16 protein-coding genes are annotated in these 17,037 nt (G+C 73.1%); 7 read left to right on the forward strand and 9 right to left on the reverse strand.

Going from position 1 to position 17,037, the window contains the following annotated elements:
- Window positions 1-78: 78 nt before the first annotated feature.
- The 3 genes from MQP27_RS24225 to MQP27_RS24235 all read right to left on the reverse strand — a co-directional run bounded on the left by MQP27_RS24225 (window position 79) and on the right by MQP27_RS24235 (window position 3,583).
- A complete protein-coding gene (locus MQP27_RS24225) occupies window positions 79-1,365 on the reverse strand; it encodes an ROK family transcriptional regulator (protein ID WP_242767478.1) in 1,287 nt (428 codons plus the stop codon).
- Between the two features lie 91 nt (window positions 1,366-1,456).
- Window positions 1,457-2,437, reverse strand: a complete 981-nt coding sequence (locus tag MQP27_RS24230; RefSeq protein WP_242767480.1) for a phosphotransferase family protein — start codon at window positions 2,435-2,437, stop codon at window positions 1,457-1,459.
- Between the two features lie 102 nt (window positions 2,438-2,539).
- Window positions 2,540-3,583 (reverse strand): LacI family DNA-binding transcriptional regulator, encoded by a 1,044-nt coding sequence (locus MQP27_RS24235; RefSeq protein ID WP_308289982.1) that lies wholly within the window; start codon window positions 3,581-3,583, stop codon window positions 2,540-2,542.
- A 135-nt stretch (window positions 3,584-3,718) separates the two neighbouring features.
- On the opposite strand from MQP27_RS24235, the gene MQP27_RS24240 reads away from it, so the two are divergent.
- Window positions 3,719-5,362 (forward strand): glycoside hydrolase family 13 protein, encoded by a 1,644-nt coding sequence (locus MQP27_RS24240; protein ID WP_242767482.1) that lies wholly within the window; start codon window positions 3,719-3,721, stop codon window positions 5,360-5,362.
- 28 nt (window positions 5,363-5,390) lie between these two features.
- Here the strand turns inward: MQP27_RS24240 and MQP27_RS24245 are convergent, their stop codons facing one another.
- Entirely contained in the window at window positions 5,391-6,296 is a 906-nt protein-coding gene (locus MQP27_RS24245; RefSeq protein WP_242767484.1) for a DUF3626 domain-containing protein, read from the reverse strand.
- A gap of 191 nt (window positions 6,297-6,487) precedes the next feature.
- Here MQP27_RS24245 and MQP27_RS24250 point away from each other — a divergent pair, with 191 nt between their 5' ends.
- On the forward strand, window positions 6,488-7,564 hold the full coding sequence (locus tag MQP27_RS24250) for a hypothetical protein (protein ID WP_242767485.1): 1,077 nt from the start codon (window positions 6,488-6,490) through the stop codon (window positions 7,562-7,564).
- Here MQP27_RS24250 and MQP27_RS24255 read toward each other — a convergent pair.
- Window positions 7,495-8,088 carry a TIGR03086 family metal-binding protein gene (locus MQP27_RS24255; RefSeq protein WP_242767486.1) on the reverse strand — a complete coding sequence of 198 codons (594 nt, stop codon included), beginning with the start codon at window positions 8,086-8,088 and terminating at the stop codon, window positions 7,495-7,497. The genes MQP27_RS24250 and MQP27_RS24255 overlap by 70 nt on opposite strands.
- Before the next feature lie 116 nt (window positions 8,089-8,204).
- On the opposite strand from MQP27_RS24255, the gene MQP27_RS24260 reads away from it, so the two are divergent.
- From MQP27_RS24260 to MQP27_RS24270, 3 genes are all read left to right on the forward strand, one after another.
- Complete coding sequence (locus MQP27_RS24260) at window positions 8,205-9,476, forward strand: FUSC family protein (protein ID WP_242767487.1); 1,272 nt, start codon at window positions 8,205-8,207, stop codon at window positions 9,474-9,476.
- 58 nt (window positions 9,477-9,534) lie between these two features.
- Window positions 9,535-10,569 carry a hypothetical protein gene (locus MQP27_RS24265; protein ID WP_242767488.1) on the forward strand — a complete coding sequence of 345 codons (1,035 nt, stop codon included), beginning with the start codon at window positions 9,535-9,537 and terminating at the stop codon, window positions 10,567-10,569.
- A gap of 117 nt (window positions 10,570-10,686) precedes the next feature.
- Window positions 10,687-11,928: a lactonase family protein gene (locus MQP27_RS24270; RefSeq protein WP_242767489.1), complete on the forward strand. Its 1,242-nt coding sequence runs from the start codon at window positions 10,687-10,689 to the stop codon at window positions 11,926-11,928.
- Here MQP27_RS24270 and MQP27_RS24275 read toward each other — a convergent pair.
- On the reverse strand, window positions 11,896-12,621 hold the full coding sequence (locus tag MQP27_RS24275) for a DUF2470 domain-containing protein (protein ID WP_242767490.1): 726 nt from the start codon (window positions 12,619-12,621) through the stop codon (window positions 11,896-11,898). The genes MQP27_RS24270 and MQP27_RS24275 overlap by 33 nt on opposite strands.
- 90 nt (window positions 12,622-12,711) lie before the next feature.
- On the reverse strand, window positions 12,712-13,320 hold the full coding sequence (locus MQP27_RS24280) for a TetR/AcrR family transcriptional regulator (RefSeq protein ID WP_242767492.1): 609 nt from the start codon (window positions 13,318-13,320) through the stop codon (window positions 12,712-12,714).
- A gap of 108 nt (window positions 13,321-13,428) precedes the next feature.
- On the opposite strand from MQP27_RS24280, the gene MQP27_RS24285 reads away from it, so the two are divergent.
- Window positions 13,429-14,952, forward strand: a complete 1,524-nt coding sequence (locus MQP27_RS24285; RefSeq protein WP_242767493.1) for a cytochrome P450 — start codon at window positions 13,429-13,431, stop codon at window positions 14,950-14,952.
- Here the strand turns inward: MQP27_RS24285 and MQP27_RS24290 are convergent.
- Complete coding sequence (locus MQP27_RS24290) at window positions 14,914-15,744, reverse strand: pentapeptide repeat-containing protein (protein ID WP_242767494.1); 831 nt, start codon at window positions 15,742-15,744, stop codon at window positions 14,914-14,916. The two genes, MQP27_RS24285 and MQP27_RS24290, sit on opposite strands and share 39 nt — an antisense overlap.
- Before the next feature lie 150 nt (window positions 15,745-15,894).
- Between MQP27_RS24290 and MQP27_RS24295 the strand changes: the two genes are divergently transcribed.
- The gene (locus tag MQP27_RS24295; RefSeq protein WP_242767495.1) at window positions 15,895-16,092 is read left to right on the forward strand and encodes a DUF5999 family protein; all 198 of its coding nucleotides are present in this window, start codon (window positions 15,895-15,897) and stop codon (window positions 16,090-16,092) included.
- Window positions 16,093-16,113: 21 nt separating this feature from the next.
- On the opposite strand, the gene sigJ is transcribed toward MQP27_RS24295, so the two are convergent.
- A complete protein-coding gene (gene sigJ / locus MQP27_RS24300; RefSeq protein ID WP_242767496.1) occupies window positions 16,114-17,007 on the reverse strand; it encodes an RNA polymerase sigma factor SigJ in 894 nt (297 codons plus the stop codon).
- Window positions 17,008-17,037: the final 30 nt, after the last annotated feature.

Here is a 17,037-nt window from a genome sequence, read left to right on the forward strand (position 1 = left end):
CACGCGAGTACCTCTGGCCGGGACGGCTGAAACCTGGGGCCCCTTGTGAAGCCGACAGCCGATGCGGAGCGCGCTCCGCTAATGCGGAGCCCGCTCCTCCAACGCCGTCTGCCAGGCAGGGGCCGGCCCCTCCGGCACAGGCTCGGGCCGCCGCCCCCCACGGGCGAAGAAGTCGGCGAGCGGCAAGATCGCCGCCCCCACAGTCACCGCGTCCGGCCCCAGCCGCCCCAGCTCGATCGCCACCTTCTCCGCCGGATACCGCAGCGCGTACGACGCCGCATGCCGCCGCACCGCGGGCAGGAACCGCGCACCGAGCTGCAGCCCCGCCCACCCGCCGATGAGAATCCGCTCGGGCTGGAACAGATTGATCAGGTCGGACAGCCCCGCCCCCAGATACTCGGCGGTCTCCTCCAGGACCGAGAGCGCGACAGCGTCGGCCGACCCCTCGGAGGGATACGCCGCGGCGAGCATCGCCGTCAGCGCCGTCTCCTCGTCCGTCCCCTCCGGCGGCCGCCCGCCCTCCTCACGCCACCGGTCGAGCAGCGACTCCGCCCCGGCGTACGCCTCCAGACATCCGAGCGCACCGCACCGGCACCGCCGCCCCCTGACCCGTACCGTCAGATGCCCCCACTCGACCGCCCGGCCGCGCTCCACCTCGGGCGTCACCAGGCACGCGCCGACACCGGAGCCGAACAGGACGACGATCGCGTTGCGCGCGCCCCGGCCACCGCCGAACCACATCTCGGCCTGGCCCAGGGTCTTCGCGCCGTTGTCGATGAAGTACCGCACGGAGTCCGGGAGTTGGGACGTGTCCCGCAGCAGGCTCTCCAGCGGGACCGCGTCCCAGCCGATGGTCTGCCCGTGGACGACGGCACCCCGGTCCGGCGTGTACTCGACGATCCCCGGGACGCCGATGCCGACGCCGAGCAGCTGGTCCGCGGGGACCTGGGCGCCGGCGAGCACCTCGTCGATGCCGTCGCGGATGTGCCCGACGATCACCTCGACCTCGTACCGCTGCTGCTCCAAGGGCCGCTCGGCGCGGGCTAGTTCCGTGAGGGTGAGGTCGAACAGCTCGACGCGGACCCGGGTCTCGCCGACGTCGACGCCGATCATGTGCCCGCTGCCGGGCGCGACCCGCAGCAGCGTGCGGGGCCGGCCGCCGTCGGAGTCGACGCTGCCGGCCTCCTCGACCAGGCCGTCGGCGACCAGGTCCGCGACGACGTTGCTGACCGAGCCGGAGCTCAGCCCGGTCGCCGGGCCGAGCTCGAAGCGGCTGAGGGGTCCGTCGAAGTAGAGCCGCTGCAGCACGGCCGTGCGGTTGGCCCGCCTGAGGTCGCGCACCGTGCGCCCGTTCCGCCCTGCCATGTGGCTCCCTTCGCACCCTTTTCGACCTGCAACATACCTCCGACCGCAGGCCCGGCGCGACTTTCCTCCAACCCTTAGTTCACGATGTGAGCTAAGACGTCAGCTCCTCGACCTCTTCCAGGGCGAAGACGAGTTCCGGTGCGACCACGGCCTGGACCCAGCGCTCCTTCTCCTGGTCGACCGCGCGCGGGACCGTCTCGGTGAGCATGATCAGGTAGAGGTAGGCCCGGTAGAGGGCCAGGCGCACCCGCGCCGGGGCGTCGAACTCGGCCCGGCCGCCCGCCTCCCGGTAGCCCGCGAGGAACGCCTTGTCCTTCTTGATGTCGCCCAGCAGCGCGAGCGAGACGAAGTCCGCGAGGGGGTCGCCCCAGAACATCCGCTCCCCGTCGATGAGCCCGCCGATGCGGGGCTCCTGCCCCGCCGGGCGGTCCAGCAGGATGTTCCCGTCCCACAGGTCGAAGTGGACCAGTGCGGGGGTCGTGACCTCGTCCAGCGCGGGACGGCCGAGCCGGAGGGCGGCCGCCACCTGGTCGACGGAGCGGGGCAGCCGGGCTCCGTAGTCCAGGGCGTCGTCCAGGACGGCCTCCATCATGCCCGTGAACGCGGTGCGCCAGTCGGGGGCGAGCGGGCCGAGGGCGCCGGAGGGGTAGCCGAAGGCCGGCCCGGTCACCGTGTGCAGCCGGGCCACCTGGCGGCCCAGCTCCCGGCGCAGAACCGCTCGTTCGGGAGCGGTGACCGTTTCGTCCCAGGGGTCGCCGGGGCAGGCCGTCATGAGCAGGTGCGGTACGGCGGGGTCCTCGCCGAGGGCCACGACGCGCGGCGCGGCGACCTCGGCCACGGCGGCCGCGCGGTAGAACTCCGCCTCGGCGGTGAGGAGTCCGCGCTCGTAGCGCATGCCGGGGACGGTGGAGGCGGGCGGGACCTTGAGGACGTAACGGGTGCCGTCGGTGAGGAGGAGCTCCTCGACGGTGTTGTACGTGCCGCCGCTCAGCGGCCGGAGCCCGGCGAGCAGGTCGGGATCGAGCCCCGCGCCCTCCAGCACCCGCCGGGCCCATTCCCAGGAGTCCACCAACGCCCCGCCCCTTCCGTCCCGTCAACCCGCGGCGGCCGGCTCGTCGGCGTCCGCCTGCGCTTCCGGAACAGGGTACGGAACGCCTCCCGCCCACCGACGCCCTCAGCAGGGATCCTTCTCCGGTACGGGCGGCGGGGCGGTGCTGGCGCGTGGGATGAGACGGGTCGGCAGGACGACGTGTCGGTGGTGGTCCCCGTCGGGGTCGTCGATCAGCTCCAGGGCCAGTTCGCCGGCCACACGGCCCATCTCCGACGGCGACTGCGCCACCGTGGACAGCTCGAACCACTCGGCGGCCGGCTGGTCGTCGAAGCCGAGCACGGACATCCGCTCCGGCACCTCGATCCGGGCCCGGCGCAGCGTCCAGACGAGGTCGGCGGCCAGCTCGTCCTGCTCGGCGAAGACGGCGGTCGGCGGCTCACGCAGGCTCAGCAGCCTGCCGAGCGCCTCGGCGACACCGCGCTTGCCGTCGGTCTCGGTGGCCACGACGAGGGAGTCGTCCAGGGGGACTCCGGCCTCGGTGAGCGCCTGCTGGTGGCCGAGCAGCCGCTCGCGCGCGCTGAAGGCGAAGCCGGTGGCGCCCGCCGTCTGCAGGAAGGCGATCCGCCGGTGCCCGAGGTTGAGCAGGTGCCGGGTGCCGTGCCGGGCCCCGGCGACGTCGTCGACGTACACGCTCGGCCGCCCGTCGGCGTGCTGGCTGACGTACACGACGGGCATCCCGAGGTCGTCGAGCCGTGCGCTCTCCTCCTCGGTGAGGTCGAAGGAGAACACCAGCAGCGCGTCGGCGTTGCGCCGGGCGGGCAACTGCTCGAAGAACGCGGCCCGTTCGGCCAGATCGGGTATCACATAGACCGCCAGCTGCATGTCGGCGGCGCGCAGCAGCGGGCCCAGGCTGGACAGCGCCGAGCCCATGAACCAGGAGTTCAGGGTGGGCACGAGGACGGCGACGACACCGGTCCTGCCGGTCACGAGGCTCGACGCGTGCCGGGAGACGGCGAAGTCCAGTTCGCGGGCGGCCAGTTCGACCCGCGAGCGGACCTCGGGCGAGACGTTCGCGAAGCCGCGCAGGGCGCGCGAGACGGTGGAGGCGGAGACCCCGGCCCGTTCGGCGACATCGGCCATCGTGGGGTGCCGTTGAGCTGGCGACATGCGCGGACGCTAGCACGGGTGTACGGGAGCCGTGACAGCGCTGTCACGCGGGCGCCGACGGAGGGCTCATTGACGGTGCCCCGGGCGAGGCTCCAAGCTTGCAAGCGTTGTCACAGGTGAGGAGTGAGCGCCCCTATGTCCGACGTCCCGGCGCCCTGGTGGCGCGACGCCGTCATCTACCAGGTCTACATCCGCAGTTTCGCCGACGGGAACGGCGACGGCGTCGGTGACATCGCCGGCCTGCGCTCCCGGCTGCCGTACCTCAGGTCGCTGGGCGTGGACGCCGTCTGGATCAACCCCTGGTACAAGTCGCCGATGGCGGACCACGGTTACGACGTCGCCGACTTCCGGGAGATCGACCCGCTGTTCGGCACGGTCGAGGAGGCCGAGCGGCTGATCGAGGAGGCGCACGGCCACGGCATCCGCGTGATCCCGGACATCGTGCCGAACCACACCTCGGACCAACACGCCTGGTTCCGGGCCGCGTTGGCGGCGGGGCCGGGCAGCCCGGAGCGGGAGCGGTACGTCTTCCGGCCGGGGCGCGGCGCGGACGGTGCCGAGCCGCCCAACGACTGGGTGTCCTGCTTCGGCGGCCCGGCCTGGACGAGGCTGCCCGACGGGGAGTGGTATCTGCACCTGTTCGCACCGGAGCAGCCGGACCTCAACTGGCAACACCCCGAAGTGCGGGCCGAGTTCGAGTCGATCCTGCGGTTCTGGTTCTCCCGGGGCGTGGACGGCTTCCGCATCGACGTCGCGCACGGCCTGATCAAGCACCCCGAACTGCCCGACCTGCCGCCCCGCGAGGAGGCGGCGGCCGAGCGGCCCCGCCGGCATCTCGACCATCCGCACTGGGACCGCGACGAGGTCCACGACATCTACCGTGCGTGGCGGCGGGTGGCCGACGAGTTCCCCGGGGACCGGTCGTTCGTCGCGGAGGCGTGGGCGGACACCCCGGAACGGCTGGCCGCCTACGTCCGCCGGGACGGGCTGCACACGGCGTTCAACTTCGACTTCCTGATGTCCAGTTGGGACGCGAAGGACCTGCGTGCGGTCATCGACGACTCCCTGGCGATGCTCGGCGCGGTGGGCGCGCCCGCGACCTGGGTCCTGTCCAACCACGACGTCGTACGCCATCCCAGCCGCTACGGCCGCAAGGTCGCCCGGCGCTGGGTGGCGAACGAGCCGTACCGGCCCGAGGGCCCCCTGGACCTGGAGCTGGGCACGCGGCGGGCCCGGGCGGCGGCCCTGCTGATGCTGGCGCTGCCCGGCGGGGCCTACGTCTATCAGGGCGAGGAGCTGGGTCTGCCCGAGGTCGAGGACCTGCCCGAGGCGGTGCTGCAGGACCCCGTCTGGGAGCGGTCCGGGCACACCGACCGGGGGCGGGACGGCTGCCGAGTGCCGATCCCGTGGTCGGGGCGGAGTGCGCCGTACGGCTTCAGCGCGGAGGGTGCGCGGGCCGAGCCGTGGCTGCCGCAGCCGGAGGCGTGGGCGGAGCTGAGCGTGGCGGCGCAGAGCGGGGACCCGGACTCGATGCTGGAGCTCTACCGCGCCGCGCTGCGTCTGCGCCGCGAGCATCCCGCCCTGGGCGACGGCACCTTGACCTGGCTGGACGCCCCCGCCGGAGTCCTGTCCTTCAGCCGTGACCCCGGATTCGTCTGCGTCGTCAACCTCTCGCCCGAGGCATGCCGCCTGCCCGACCACACGTCGGTACTCCTGTCCAGCGGCCCACTGGAGAACGGCCGGCTGGCACCGGACCGGGCGGTGTGGCTCGCCGTGTAGGGACGCCGCCCGTGCGCATGATTGCGAATCAAGCGGCGCTCTCTCCGGAGGCACGGCCGCTGCCCGCACCCTGCGCACAAGCCGTGCCCGCTCCCTCCGGTGCGCCGTAGCGGGCGAGGGTGTGCCAGGTCATCTTCAGGCACTGGAGCTCGTGGCGGCCGGTGCGGGCCGCGTCCCCGATGATGCGCGGGTCGATCCGGCCGTCCTGGGCGATGCGGGCGCCCAGCTCCACGTACTCCTGCCCGCGGTAGTCGCCGTGCCGCCGCAGTTCGGCGACGGTGAGCCGGTAGCCGGGGTGCCACTCCAGCGGGCAGGGCAACTGACGGGCCGCGGCCTCGACCGGCGTGCCGCGGTAGCTCGCGTCCAGCACGAGCGCCTCCACGTGCCGGTCGAGCAGGACGCGGCCATGGATCTGGGCCTCGATGTAGTCGTTCAGGGCGTCCTGCTCGTCGGCCTCGGCGAGCGCGATGAGGGACATTCCGGCGGCGACCCCGAAGTCGGTCGGCTCGGCGGCGCTGTCGGGGTAGCAGAAGGTGGTGCGGGTGAGGGCGTCGGCGGTGAGCCGGAAGTGCGAGGAGCCGAAGCGCGGGGCGGCGCCGACGACTTGGCGGCGGAAGTTCAGCGCGCCGTAGACGGGCCGCTCGTGCGGGCCCCCGTCGTCGTAGGCGCCGCCGAAGATCCGGCTCTCCCAGCGCCAGCGGTCGCCGCCCGGGTGCGCGGTGAGCCCGCCGTTGCTCGTGCCGGTGACGAACTGCGAGTGGTACGCGCCGTCCTGGGCCAGCGCCACCAGCACGGGCAGCCCGCCGATCAGCCGGTCGGGGTGGAAGTTCAGCGTGATCCGCAGTTCCGCGCTCACGGCCGGGCCCGCCGAACGCGCGGCGACATGCCGCAGCGCCGCCCGCGCCCGCACCGACTCGACGTGCCCGAAGTCCATCGGCTCCCCTTCCGATCGGGGCGATCTTGTCACGGTTGATCGGAACGCCTCGGCGATTTTTCTTGTGTGCGGGGCGAGTCGGGCACCATCCAGCGGTCCTCCGTACACCCCCCCGAGGGGTGCCAAACCCCCCGCGATGACGGGGGCTGGCCTCATGGATCCCCGGCGGGTACGGCCGCGATCCTGCAGTCATGACGACTTGGCGGCCCACTTTGCCCTCGCGGACGGCGACGACCGGCACCGATCTGCGGGTGTTCCTGCTCGCGGGCATCGCCACCGTGCTGCTCACCCGCTGGCTGCTCGCCCGCATGGGCTACCCAAAACTGGGCGGCCACGGCACCGGACTGCACATCGCCCACATGCTCTGGGGCGGTTTGCTGATGGCAGGCGGCCTGCTGGTGCTGCTCGTCTTCCTCGGCCGCCGGGTGCGCCTGTGCGGGGCGCTGGCGGGCGGGGTGGGGTTCGGGCTGTTCATCGACGAGATCGGCAAGGTGGTCAGCGACGGCGGGGGCTATCTCTACCGGCCCGCCGCCGGGCTGATCTACCTCGCCTTCGCCGGGCTGGTGGTGCTGAGCCGGTGGGTGGTGCGGCGCCCCGGCCCGCCGGCGGCGCGCACGGCACGCGCCGCCGACCTCGCGCTCACCGGCGTCGTGTCCGGGCTCACCGAGGCCCAACGCCGTTCCGCTCTGCGGACGTTGGAGGGTTCGACGCGGCCCGTGGACCTGGCGCTGGTCCGGCTGCTGGAGTGCGTGGAGCCGGCCCCGGCGCGGCCACGCGTGCGCGTGCCGGACGTCGTACGCCACGCGGTGGCGCGCGGGCGAGGTGCCGTCGCCGCCCTGTGCGCGCACCGGGTGACGCTGTCGGCGGCGCTGACCTGGACCGTGCTGCAGGGCGCGGTGCTGCTCGTCGGCGTCGGCCGGGACCTGGCCGCGGGGCGGCTGCGGCACGAGCCGGAGTGGGGCGCGGTGACCGGACTCGTGGTGTGCTCGGCCGTCATGCTGGGGCTGGCGGTGGCCGGGGCGGTGCGGCTGCGCGGCGACCGCGTGCGGGGGCTCTGGCTGCTGCGTGCCTCCCTGCTGGTGGACCTGCTGGCGGGGCAGTTCTTCGACTTCGTCGTCAACCAGTTCTCCGCGGTGACGAACTGGCTGGTCGGGCTGTTCCTGCTGGTCGTCGTCTCGGGCGCGCTGCGCCGGACGCGTCAGGCCGTCGCCGGGGCCCAGCGCGGGTCTCGGCCGAGGAAGGCGAGCAGCGCCTCGGCCCTGTCGTAGCCCTCCGTCAGCTCCCGGGCGGGGGCGAACACCTGGTACGAGTCCCGGAGATGGTCGACGAGCCGCTCCGCCACCGGCCAGATCCCCTCGGCCAGTTCCTCGCCGAGCGGCCGGTCCTGCCCGGTCGCGACCGCGATGTCCCAGGCGTGCACGGCAGCGTCCATCGCGGCCGCCGCGGCGGCGAACGGCGCGGGCAGCGGTCCGAGCGGGGTCGGCACCTGCTCGGCGTCGGCGGCCACCCCGGCGTACGCGTCCGCGACCTGCCGCAGTACCTTGTCGAGCTCGGTGACCGGGTCCCCGTCGAGGGCGTCGGCCGGGTGGAACGGGTCGGAGTCGGGCCGTCCCCCGGTGATCGCGAGGCCGTATCCCTGCTGGTCGATGCGGGCGTGGTTGAGGACCTGCCGGGCGGTCCACTCGGTGCACGGCGTCGGCGCTCCCCACGCCGGCTGCGGCACCGCGGCCACCACCTCGGCGAGATAGGCGTGTGCACGTGTGAGAACCTCGAAGTCTCGGGTGTCCGCCATCACCGTTCTCCCCTCTTGCCGTCCTTCGGCCGTTGCCAACAATCTAGGGGTCATTGCGGACAGTTACGGTCCGCAATGACCATCCGAATGAATCCGTGGAAAGGGAACATCCCGAGGTGCGAGAGGTACGTGCGTGGACCGAGTCCGTCGTCGAGTCCGTGAAGCGGCGACGGGATCCCGTCGTCGTGCAGACGCTGCGGTCGGCGGTCGCGGCGACGCTCGCGTACGTCGTCGCCCTGCGCCTCAGCCCGGAGGCGGCCCCGCTGACCGCGCCGCTCACCGCGCTGCTGGTCGTCCAGGTCACCCTCTACGCCACGCTCACCAACGGCATCCGGCGGGTCAACTCGGTGGTGGCGGGCGTCCTGGTCGCCATCGCCTTCAGCCAGCTGGTGGGCCTGACCTGGTGGAGCCTCGCGCTGCTGATCGTGGCCTCCCTGGCGGTGGGACGGCTGGTGCGGGTCGAGGAGTACGTGCCCGAGGTGGCGATCAGCGCGATGCTGGTGCTCGGGGTCACGACCGTCGGTGACACGGCCTGGGCGCGGATCGTGGAGACGCTGATCGGCGCGGTCGTCGGGCTCGGCTGCAATCTGCTGCTCGCGCCGCCGGTGTGGGTGGACGAGGCGGGCGAGTCGATCGAGGGGCTGGCCCGGCGGGTGCGGCAGCTGATGCTGCGCATGGGTGAGGAGGCCGCGGGCCGTACGCCGGTCGAGCACGCCACCGAGCGGCTGCACGAGGCGCGCCGACTCGACCACGACATCGTCGAGGTGGACGCGGCGCTCAGACAGGCCGAGGACAGCCTGCGGCTCAATCCACGCGTGCGTGAAGGCCTGTTGCACCGGGTGGTGCTGCGCACGGGGCTGGACACGCTGGAGATCTGCACGGTCGTACTGCGGGTGCTCGCGCGCACTCTGACCGACCTGGCGAAGGAGCGCGATCCGGAGCGGCTGTTCGCGCCCGAGACGGGGGCCGCCGTGGAGCGGCTGCTGTCGGAGATCGCCGACGCGGTGGTCAGCTTCGCGGTGCTGGTCACCGCCAGCGTGAGCGCGAGTGCCCAGTCGGCCGAGGCGCGGCTGGCCGCCGAGCTGCGGCAGGCCGCGGCGACCCGCGACAAGCTCGCCCAGCTGCTCCTGGAGGAGGTCCAGCGCGACGCCCGCACCTGGCAGCTGTACGGCGCCGTCCTGACCGAGGTCAACCGCATCCTCGACGAGATGGACACCGAGCACCGCTCGCGCCGGCTGCTGGAGGAGCTGGACCGCGCCTCCCTGGAGCAGCGCGAGCGCATGCCGCGGATCACCCGGCTGCGCGAGAGCCTGCACGGCTCCGGGCTGCTGCGCGTGCCGGAGGTGCTGCGCCGGAACCAAGCCGGCGGCGCCCGTCGTTCTAGGTGACGAAGTCACCGGGGGCGGCGCACGCACGTCTTCGGCACCGGAAGGTTGGGGGCGGCGCATGAGCGACACGACGGTGCGGATCGACGGAAACACACTGCGCCTGCCGGGCGGCGTGGCGGTGCGGTTCGTCCGCACGCTGCGGCTGCCCGAGACGGGCACTCACCCACTGCCTCCGGGACTGGGCGAGTTCCCGGTCCGCCGGGTCTCCGACCACCCGGACACCGTGCCGGAGCAGTGGCGGGCGCGGGGCGGTGTGATGCTGCCGGTGTATCTGCGCGAGGCCATGTGGCTGAGCTTCGCCGGGACGACGGAACCGGCGGCGCTGCAGGTCGGCGTCGGCAAGGTCTGTGCGGTCTCCGGCAAGAAGTGGAGCGACCGGCTGACCCGGAAACCGCAGAACTACGTGGTCCTCCCCCGCCAGCCCTGGCTGGACGGGATCAACTCCGGGAAGGGCACGGTCCGCCAGTTCGTGGCCGTGCCGCTGGGCCTGGGGGCGACGGTCGAGGGCCAGGTCACGGGCGAGGAGGTGTGGGGCGGCGTACAGCTCCAGGTCTTCCCGTTGCGTGAGCAGAGGCTGGCCGAATGGCGCGAGGATGAGCGGCGGCGGGCGGAGCGGACCCGCGCGCTGACCCTGCCGGCCGGCGGCTACGGGACGGCGCTGCCGATGTCGGCGCCGCCCGCACCGGGCGCGGCGGCGATGCCGCGGGCCGCCGCCGCGATGGGGCTCGGGGTCGGCGGTTCGATGCGGCAGGAGGTCTACCGGGACGACCGGCCCCTGAACGACTGGGCCGAGGAGCCCGCCGGGCGCGTGTTCGTGCATCTGGTGACCCCGCCGGAGTGGCGCCGCATCACCGGCGAGGCTCCCCCGCCGTCACCGGTGGACCGGGCGGCGTACACCCGGGCCGGACTGCCCTGGTACGACTACTACGACCAGGACGCCGTGGATCTCGCGCCCACGGACATGCTGGAGGCGGTCAAGCCGGTCGGCGACTGGCTCGGGGACGACCACGAGCCCTGGGAGGATCCCACCCCGCACCAGGTGAAGCCCCTCAAGGACGCGCCGGGCAAGCCGGTCGAGGACGGCGACTGGTAGGCGGCGCCCGACCCGTTGCAGCCTCCGCAACGCCTGGTGCCGTTCTTGCACGGGTGGGGTGGTCCGGGTCATGGTGGCTTGTCACGGCCGGGGCAAGCGATCACCTGAGGTGCGGACATGGGCAGTGGGACAGGAGCGGCGGGCGGCGGCTGGAGCAGGCGCCGCTTCGTCGGCGCGCTCGCGGGCGCGGCCGCGGCAACCGCACTGCCCGCACCCGCCCCGCCGAAGGGCACCTCCGGGTCAGAGAAAGCGGTGGCCGCCGTGACCGAACAGCCCTCGGCCGAGCCGTCCACGGCACCGCCCTCGCCGCGGCCGTCGAAGACGCCCACCGGTCCCCGGCCCCTGTACCTCGGCACCTACACCTCGGTCGAGGGCGGCGGCAAGGGCATCGGCCTCGCCACGTACGACACCGGGACCGGCCGCATCACCGGCGCCGGGACCCTCACGGGGATCTCCGACCCGTCCTACCTCGCCCTGCACCCGGACGGCCGTACGCTCTACGCGGTCGACGAGCAGGACGACGGCGCGGTGACCGCCGTACGCCTGGCCGACCGCAAGGTCCTGGGCAGCCGCGGCACGGGCGGGGCCGGCCCGTGTCACCTCTCCGTGCATCCGAGCGGCCGCTGGCTGCTGAGCGCGAACTACGCCTCGGGCAGTGTGGCCGTGCACCCGATCGACGCCAAGGGGGCGCCGGGCGAGCGCACCGACCTGGTGAAGCACTCGAGCCCGGCGCCCGGACCGGGCCAACAGGGCCCGCACGCCCACCAGTTCGTCACCAGCCCGGACGGCGGCCATGTGCTCGCGGTCGACCTGGGCACGGACACCGTCTACACCTACCGCCTCGACGAGCGCCGCGGCACCCTCACCGAGGTCTCCCAGGCACACACCCGCCCCGGCGCCGGCCCCCGCCACCTCACTTTCCACCCCGGTGGACGCCACGCCTATCTGGCCAACGAGGTCGACGACACGGTCGCGGTCTGCGCGTACGACCCGTCCAGCGGCCGTCTGACGATCGGCGAGGAGCAGTCCTCGGGCTCCGGTGCGGGCACCAACTACCCGGCGCAGATCCTGGTGACGGCCGACGGCTCGTACGCCTATCTCGCCAACCGGGGCGACAACAGCATCGCGCGCTACGCGATCGAGGCGGACGGCGCCCGGCTGCGGCTGCTGGACACGGTGCCGGTGGCGGGTGACTTCCCGCGGCAGATCGCCCTCTCGCCGGACGGGAGTCTGCTGTTCGCGGCGAACCAGAGGTCGAGCACCGTCAGCGTCTTCCACGTGGACGGCGAGAGCGGTGAACTGCGGCTCGCGGGCGAGCCGTTCGCGTCACCGGTCGCCGTCTGTGCGCTGCCGCTGTAGGGCGCGCGGGCAGGAGACGGCGCCGGCCTGGGTGAGCAGGACGTGCATGCGCTCGGTGAGCTGGCCGACGTCGTCGGCGGGGGTGTGGAAGGCCAGTCGTACGTCGCCGTGGGCGCGGTTGCGCTCGATGCGCAGCGTCAGTCCGTGCCGGTCGACGGCGAGGGGCTGGACGCGGACCGCGCCGTGCAGGCTGGCGTGGTCGACGAGGCGGGTGAGCCGCTCGACGGCGTCGCCGTGGCAGTCGGCGAGGTGGGTCAGCAGATGGGACTCGGCGAGGGCCAGCGGGTCGGGCGCTGCGGCCGCGAACTCGTCGAGGTCGACGACCACCGCGCCGGACGGCTGCCGCAGCACCACCCGCGTGGGGTGGAAGACCAGGTGGTCGTCCTCGGGCACGAAGTACCCGGCGAGCCAGAGCCGGGCCCGGATCCGGCCGCGGACCGGGACGGGCGCGACGTCGGCGAACTCCAGCACGGCGTTCGGCTCGCCGCGGGGCGCGCAGATCGCAGCCGCGAGCAGGGCGCTGCCCTCGGGCACACGCACGTGCACCCGGCCGTCCTCGTCCACGGTGTGCGCGCCGACGAACTCCTCGCGACCGCCGTCCGCGGTCACCGCGCAGGACCATGCGACGGCGAGCACCGAGCGGGCCCGTTCCGCCGCGGCAGGCGCGGCCGTCCAGCTTTGGCTGTCACCCATCCCGGAACCTCCTTCTTAGGTAAGCCTTGCCTAACCTATCGAAGATCGGGGTGTACGCCAACCACGCCCGTATGAGAGTTCCGGCGGGAATCAGGGAACGAGAACGCCGAGCAGCGCACGGGCACACAGATCACGGACCTGTTCCCGCGTCAGGTCCGAACCCCGCAGCCACTCCAGGCACACCGCCGTCGTGAAGGCCAGCCATCCACGGACCGCGAGCTTGAGATCGGGCAACTCCCGCGCGACCGGGCCGAGTTCGGGGTCCGCGGCCAGCGCCGCCAGGATCTGCCGCTCCTGCGCGCCCAGCGCCCGCTGGTAGACCCGGCGCACCGCCTGGTCCCCGGCCGCGTCGGCGCGATGGAAGGCGCGGAAGCCGTGCGCATGGGTGTCGACGTACTCCAGAAACGTGTCCAGGCTGGCGGTGAGCTGGTCGCGTGCCGGAACTCCCGGCACCGCGGCCGTCATCCGCAGCATGCGCTCGCTCTCCCGCTCGACGACCGCGAGGAAGAAGTCCCGCTTGGTCGGGAAGTAGTGGTAGAGCAGACCCCGCGAGACTCCGGCGATCTCGGCGACCTGCTCGATCCACACCTCGTCGTACGGGCTCTCCGAGAACAGCCGCGCCCCCACCGCGAGCAGCTGCTCTCGGCGCTCCTCGGTACTGAGCCGACGGCGGGTGCGCGCGCCCTGGTTCGCGGACATGACCGCACTTTACTTGACGTGGGTTCAACAACGGGACGAGACTGGGCCGCGTTATTGAACCCACGTACAACAGGCTCAGACTGCCGCTGGTTCGAGGGAGATCGCGTCATGGCGGAGACGACGACACGGGCACCGCTGCCGAAGGGGTTCCGCGGCGCCGAGCAGGGCTGGCCCGAGCTGCGGCGCATCCCGCATCCGCCGCGCCGGGTCCCGCTCCTCGGGGACGTGCTCGGCGTCAACCGGCGCACGCCCGTCCAGGACTCGATGCGTTTCGGACGGCAGCTGGGGCCGATCTTCCGGCGCAAGGCGTTCGGCAACGAGTTCGTGTTCGTGTGGGGCGCGGAGCTCGCGGCCGACATGGCGGACGAGTCCCGCTTCGCCAAGCACGTCGGCCTCGGTGTCGCCAACCTCCGGCCGGTCGCCGGGGACGGGCTGTTCACGGCGTACAACCACGAGCCCAACTGGCAGCTGGCGCACGACGTCCTGGCGCCCGGCTTCAGCCGGGAGGCCATGGAGGCCTACCACCCGATGATGCTGGCGGTGGCCGGGCACCTCACCGACCACTGGGACCGCGAGCTGGCGGCGGGGCGGTCGGTGGACGTGCCCGGCGACATGACCAAGCTGACGCTGGAGACGATCGCGCGCACCGGGTTCGGACACGACTTCGGCTCCTTCGAGCGCGACCGGCCGCATCCCTTCGTCTCGGCGATGGTGGGCACACTGACGTACGCCCAGCGCCTGAACACCGTGCCGGTGCCGCTGGCGCCGTTCCTGCTGCGCGGCGCCACCCGCCGCAACGAGGCCGACATCGCCTACCTCAACAGCACGGTCGACGCCCTGGTCCGGGCCCGCCGGGCGGCGGGCGGGGACGGCGATCTGCTGGACCGGATGCTGGACACGGCTCACCCGGACACCGGGGAGCGGCTGTCCGCCGAGAACGTGCGCCGGCAGGTGATCACCTTCCTGGTGGCCGGCCACGAGACGACCTCGGGCGCGCTCTCCTTCGCCCTGCACTACCTCTCCCGGCACCCGGAGATCGCCGCACGCGCGCGTGCCGAGGTGGATGCCGTGTGGGGTGACGCGAAGGTGCCCGGGTACGACCAGGTGGCCAAGCTGCGGTACGTGCGCCGGGTGCTGGACGAGGCGCTGCGGCTGTGGCCGACGGCGCCGGCCTTCGCGCGGGAGGCGCGGGAGGACACGGTGCTGGGCGGGGACCATCCGATGCGGCGGGGCGCGTGGGCGCTGGTCCTGACGATGCTGCTGCACCGGGACCCCGAGGTGTGGGGCGCGGACGCCGAGGGCTTCGACCCGGACCGCTTCGATCCGAAGGCGGTACGGTCCCGGGCCCCGCACACCTTCAAGCCGTTCGGGACGGGCGCGCGGGCCTGCATCGGCCGACAGTTCGCGCTGCACGAGGCGACGCTGGTGCTGGGCCTGCTGCTGCGCCGCTACGAGCTGCGCGCCGATCCGGACTACCGGCTGAAGGTGACGGAGCGGCTGACGCTGATGCCGGAGGGGCTGCGGCTGCGTCTGGAGCGGCGGGCGGTCACGCCTGCGGGGCTCGCCCCGGCGGAGGCGGTCGACGAGGCGTCGTCAGAGCCGCGTTGTCCAGTGCACGGGGCGCGTGACTGAGCCCGGCAGACGGGTGCCGGCGCTGCCCCGGGCCGCGTTGAGCTGCGGCTGGGTCAGGAAGATCGCGCCGGTCAGGTCCGCGTCGGTGAGATCGGCGTCGCGCAGGTCGGCGCCGATGAGGTCCGCGCCCCTGAGGTCGGCGCCGGTCAGGTCGGCGGCGATGAGGTAGGCCCCGCGGAGGCTTGCGCCGCGCAGGTCGGCGCCCTTGAGGCGGGCACCCATCAGGTCGGCACCCCGGCGGTCCTTCTTGCGGCCGCGGATACCGGCCCGGGCCAGCTCGCTGGTCTTCAGCAGCAGGGCGTTGACCTCCTGGCGGTGGGCCGGGACATCCAACTCGGCCAGTTCGTCCGGGGTTTGACGGGTGAGCTCGTCGGTCCGGTCCAGGGCGCGGCGCAGGTCGGCACGGATCGGGCGGGCGGCGTCCAGGTCGAGGGCCTCGGCGAGGTACCAGAGCAGCTCGTGCAACTGCCGTACGACCGGGAAGACGTCGAACATCCGCCGGGCGTCCTCGCGGGAACCCGTGCGCCAGTCCGCCCCGCCGAAGGTGACTTGCGAGACCTTCTGTCCGGCGCCGAAGCAGTCGTACACCGTGCAGCCGGAGAAGCCCTTCTGCCGCAGCTCGGCGTGGATGCCGCAGCGGTGGTCGCCGCGGAGGTTCGGGCAGGGCTTGCCGGCCTGCTTGTCGAGCGCGAAGTCGGCGGAGGCGGTGAACGGGAGGGCGACGCAGCACAGCCCGAAACACCGTTCGCAGTCGCCGCGCAGGTCGGCCCGGCCGACTGTCTGGTCTTGCATGTCGCACAGTTTATCGAGCGGTGCCGCAACCGAATCTCACCGATGAGTTTCCGGCGTTGTGGGGGTCTTCTCATACAACTGAAAACAAGCTCGGCTACCACTGAGGTAGCAGCCGACGAGGCAGGAGCCGTTCGCGACGAGGAGACCGTCATGTGCACCCACCAGCCCCCGTGCCCCACCGCCGACAGCACCGACCACCACTGCGCCGTCATCGTGTCGGCCCACCCCGAACAGGGCTGGAGTCTGCTGTGCAACGGCACCATCGTCTTCGACGACACGGGTGAACTGCTGCCCGACGGCCGGGTCGTGGGCCCGAGCCGCGACCGGCGACTGCTCGCCGCCGCCTGACGCGGGCCGGGCCCGGTCCCGTCAGCCGTCGAGGGCGGGCACCTGGAGGCGGGCCATCCGCTCGGGGTCGGCCAGGATGTACATGTGGGTGATCCGGCCCCCGGAGACGGTGACACCGAGCACCGACACGGCCTTTCCGTCGACCACGTTGACCAGGCCGATGTCCCCGTTGACCAGTGCGAACCGCGCGGCGGGCACGGCCTGCCGGAAGAACATGGCCTGTTCGGCGACCGAGCGCGCGCCGTGCACCAGCTTGGACGCGGCCGGACCGACGGCCAGGGTCCCGGAGTCGGCCCGCAGTACGACGTCCGGGTCGAGGACGGCGAGCAGCGCGTCGAAGTCGCCCGCGCGGGCAGCCGCCAGGAAGGCGTCCAGGACCTCGCGCCGGCGGCCCAGGTCGGGGTCCGCCGACGGGGTGGCGCCCTTCACCCGGCGCCGGGCCCGGCTGGCCAGCTGCCGGGTCGCCGCCGAACTGCGCTCCACGATCGGCGCGATGTCGTCGAAGGGCACGGCGAACATGTCGTGCAGCACGAACGCCAGCCGCTCGGCGGGCTCCAGTGTCTCCAGGACGACCAGCAGCGCGAGGCCCACCGAGTCCGCCTGGAGCACCTCCTGCTCGGGGTCGATCTCCGAGAGCGGTCTGATCACGGGGTCGGGCACGAACGTCTCGTCGATGGGCTGCTCACGGCGTGCGCCGCGCGAGCGCAGCATGTCGAGGCAGATCCTTCCGACCACGGTGGTCAGCCACCCGCCGAGGTTCTGGATCCCGTCGGCGTCGCTGCGGCTCAGTTTGAGCCAGGCCTCCTGGACGGCGTCCTCCGCCTCGGTCTGCGAGCCGAGCATGCGGTAGGCGACCGCCTTCATCCGGCCGCGGTGTTCCTCGAAACGCCCGGCCAGCAGATCCGTCTCCGTCATTCCGCTTCCCCGTCCCGTTCGCGGTGCCGC

It is taken from the genome of Streptomyces cylindrosporus (assembly GCF_022698165.1).
Classification (GTDB): domain Bacteria; phylum Actinomycetota; class Actinomycetes; order Streptomycetales; family Streptomycetaceae; genus Streptomyces; species Streptomyces cylindrosporus.